3 protein-coding genes are annotated in these 3533 nt (G+C 72.1%); 1 reads left to right on the top strand and 2 read right to left on the bottom strand.

Translation table 11 applies throughout. From position 1 onward, the window contains the following. Positions 1-1288, bottom strand: a 1288-nt coding sequence (locus SACHA_RS19510; protein WP_019806245.1) for an MFS transporter, incomplete at its 3' end; no start/stop codon positions are given. A gap of 126 nt (positions 1289-1414) precedes the next feature. Then, on the bottom strand, positions 1415-3046 hold the full coding sequence (locus SACHA_RS0100240; protein WP_019806244.1) for a peptide chain release factor 3: 1632 nt from the start codon (positions 3044-3046) through the stop codon (positions 1415-1417). Positions 3047-3158: 112 nt separating this feature from the next. Between SACHA_RS0100240 and SACHA_RS0100235 the strand changes: the two genes are divergently transcribed. Then, positions 3159-3533, top strand: a 375-nt coding sequence (locus SACHA_RS0100235) for an ADP-ribosylglycohydrolase family protein (RefSeq protein WP_019806243.1), incomplete at its 3' end; no start/stop codon positions are given.

Here is a 3533-nt window from a genome sequence, read left to right as displayed (position 1 = left end):
CGGGCGTGGCCGTGCCCCCGGCCGCGCGGATTCCGGCGGTGTCCGCCCGGCCCTCGGGTGCGGGCACCTCCGGCGGGCGCACGAACACCGCCGCCACGATCACCAGCAGCGGCAGCGGAAGCGCCACGAGCAGCGCGGGTGTGTAGCTGCCGGTGGCCTCGTACAGCACGGCGAACAGCACCGGGCCGAAGGCGGTGGACCCCACGCTGACGCCGGTGACCACTCCCCGGATCGCGCCGATGTGGGTGGTGCCGAAGTGCCGGGGGAAGGTCGCGGCCTCGATGGCGCGGATACTGCCGTTCGCCGCGCCGAGCAACACGCCCAGCACCACGGCGGACAGACCCGGCGTGACCGAAGTGCCCAACAGCAGTGCACCGCCGAGGAACGCCATGGCGAGCACGACGAGCGTCCGGCTCCGCAGCCGGTCGGCCAGCATGCCCACGCCCAGCGTCGACACGAGATTCGCCACGGTCTGCGGGACGAAGTTCGCGGCGGCCTCCACGGTGCTCAGACCGTGCGAGGTGAGCAGATCGATCTGGTGGAAGTTGATCGCCGTGGACAGCATCCCGGTGGCGGCGATTCCGCCGGTGACCGTCCAGAAGAACGGGGTCCGCAGCGCCACGGCACGGGGGAGACCCCAGGCCGGGCGGGGCGGTGCCGCGTCGTCGGTGACCCCGCCGTCCGGCCGTTGGCCGAGGTCGGCGGGCCGGTCCCGCATCCCCAGCAGCGCGACGGGCAGCACCAGGGCGGCGACGACGAGTCCCTCGATCAGCCACGCGCGCCGCCACCCGGTCTGCGCGATCAGCGACTCCAGCAGCACCGGGGCCAGCGAGATCAGCGAGACGCCGACCGCGTTGACCAGCCCCATCGCGGTGCCCCGCCTGCGGTCGAACCACAGGGCGACCGCGGTCGTCGCGGCCAGGCCGAGCGCGCCCTGCCCGGCCATGCGGATGGCGACGAACCCCGCCGTCAGTCCCACGATCGAACTCACCGCGGACAGCGCGCACAGGGCGAGCGCGAAGACCGCACCGATCACCGCCATGACGCGGCGCACCCCGAACCGGTCCAGCGCGCGCCCGACGAACGGCATCGCGACCGCCCCGGTCAGGGTGCCCACCAGATAGGCGGTCGAGATCGCGGAGCGGCTGATCCCCAGGTCGGCCAACATCGGGTCGATGAACACCGACACGGCCGCCGTCTGCCCCGGTGCGGTCGTGGCGACCATCAACGCCGAGAACCCGACAATGTGCCACCCGTAAAACCCGGACGCCCCCAGACTCCCCCGCATGCCTCCCCCTCCTGAGTTAACCGTGAAGGGCACCTTCCCTGCGTGTCACGCAGCGAGGGGCACATTCACTGCGTCGGACGCAGGGAAAGTGCCCTTCACGGCACACACGCAGGGTGACCGGCCCGGTCAGGTGCCTTCCGCGACGAGGGGTTCCAGGGAGAGGTCCGGGTGGGTGCGGAGGAGGATGCGCATGCTCATGTCGTCGGTGAACAGGGCGAGGTCGGCGCCGTCGGTGCGGGTGAGGACCTCGCTGTTGCGGCCGCCGTCCACGAGTTTGCGCTGTGCCGGGTCGCCCAGCCTGCGCACGGTCGAGTACGGCAGGCGGTCAAGGCGCACCGGCGCGTTGAACTCGTGGGCCATGCGGTGTTCGGCGACCTCGAACTGCATCGGCCCCACGGCGGCGAACACCGGCGTGGCGTCCCCGCGCAGGTCCGAGGTGAGCACCTGAATGACGCCCTCGGAGGCGAGCTGGTCGACACCCTTGCGGAACTGTTTGGCCCTGCTCAGGTCGGCGGGCCTGGCGACGGCGAAGTGGGCGGGCGCGAAGCTCGGCAGGCCGGGGTACCGCACCGCGGGTTTGCCGGTGTAGAGCGTGTCGCCCACCCGCAGCGCCGAGGCGTTCACCAGGCCGATCACGTCACCGGGATACGCGGTCTCCACCGTGGAACGCTGGGAGCCGAACACCTGGTGCGCGTACTTGGTGGCGAACGGCTTCTTCGTGGTCGCGTTGGTGACCACCATGCCCCGCTCGAACACCCCCGAGCACACGCGGGCGAAGGCCACCTGGTCGCGGTGCGCCCGGTCCATCCCGGTCTGCACCTTGAACACGAACGCCGAGAAGTCGGCGTCCAGCGGACGCGGGTCCCCGTCGACGTCCGGGCGCGGCTCCGGCGCCGGGGCGAGCGAGACCAACAGGTCCAGCAGGTGCTGCACGCCGAAGTTGCGCACCGCCGCACCGAACAGCACCGGCGTAGCCGAGCCGTCGAGGAACCGTGCGGCGTCGAACCCGCCGTCGGAGGCGGTCAGCAGCTCGGTCTCCTCCACGGCCCGGTGCCACTCGTCGCCGTACTCCGCCCCGGCGGCGTCGGCGTCCAGCCGCTCGTCCTCGGCGAGTCTCGCCCCGCCCGCGGTGGGGGCGTAGCGCACGAACGACCCGTCGGTGACGTCGAGGACGCCCTTGAGGTGCCCGGAGATCCCGACCGGCCAGGTCAACGGCATCGGCTGGAGCCCGATCCGCTCGGTCAACTCGTCGCACAGCTGAAGCGCCTCGCGACCGGGCCGGTCCCATTTGTTGATGAACGTGATCACCGGAATGCCGCGGTGGCGGCAGACGTCGAACAGCTTCAACGTCTGCGGCTCCAGCCCCTTCGCCGAGTCGAGCAGCATCACCGCGGAGTCCACAGCGGACAGCACGCGGTAGGTGTCCTCGGAGAAGTCGGCGTGGCCCGGGGTGTCCAGCAGATTGATCACCGTGTCGCCGTAGGCGAACTGCAACGCCGCCGAGGTGATCGAGATGCCGCGGTCCTGTTCCATGGACAGCCAGTCGGAGACCACACCCGCGCGGTCGCCCTTTCCGTGCACCGCGCCCGCCTCGTTGATCACGTGCGCGTGCAGCGCCAGTGCCTCGGTGAGCGTCGATTTCCCGGCGTCCGGGTGGCTGATGACGGCGAAGGAGCGCCGGCGACGGGCCTCGGCGGCCACGTCCTCCCCACCGGCGGTCGCGGTGCCCGCGGCGCCCGGGACAGGCTTCGCGCTCATGACGGGCTCATCGAACTGAGTTCAGACATACCGGGACGACTATACCCGCGCGGGACGGTACCCTGCCCGTACGGTCCGTGACCGCCGTGCCCGCGGACCCGGGAGGTGGGAGATGTCCACGGTCACCCGGCTCGACCGTGCCCGGGGGCTGCTGCTGGGGCTCGCCCTCGGTGACGCGCTCGGCGCCCCGTTCGAAGGGCACCCGGACGTGACCGAGGCGGACATCCTCGCGGTGGAGCGCGGCGACCGGCCGCTGACGTACACCGACGACACCGCCCTGGCACTGGTGCTCGCCGGGCACCTGGCCCGCAGGCTCGGTACCGATCCGGCGCTCGACTCCGACACCCTGGCGTCGGAGTTCGCCGAGGCGTGGCGGCGCGAGCCGGACCGCGGCTACGGCGGCACCGTCCGCGAGGTGTTCCGGCTGATCGACACCGGCGTGCCGTGGCGGGAGGCGGGCGCCACCTTCGGCGGCGAGGGCTCCCTG

The sequence above is a fragment of the Saccharomonospora halophila 8 genome (assembly GCF_000383775.1).
Classification (GTDB): Bacteria; Actinomycetota; Actinomycetes; order Mycobacteriales; family Pseudonocardiaceae; genus Saccharomonospora; species Saccharomonospora halophila.
Note: the sequence above shows the minus strand (reverse complement) of the source record. Positions and strands in the feature narration are given on the sequence as shown.

Coding starts and splice junctions, on each gene's coding strand:
- SACHA_RS0100240 (WP_019806244.1), bottom strand. CDS start 3,046: ATGAGCGCGAAGCCTGTCCCGGGCGCCGCGGGCACCGCGACCGCCGGT.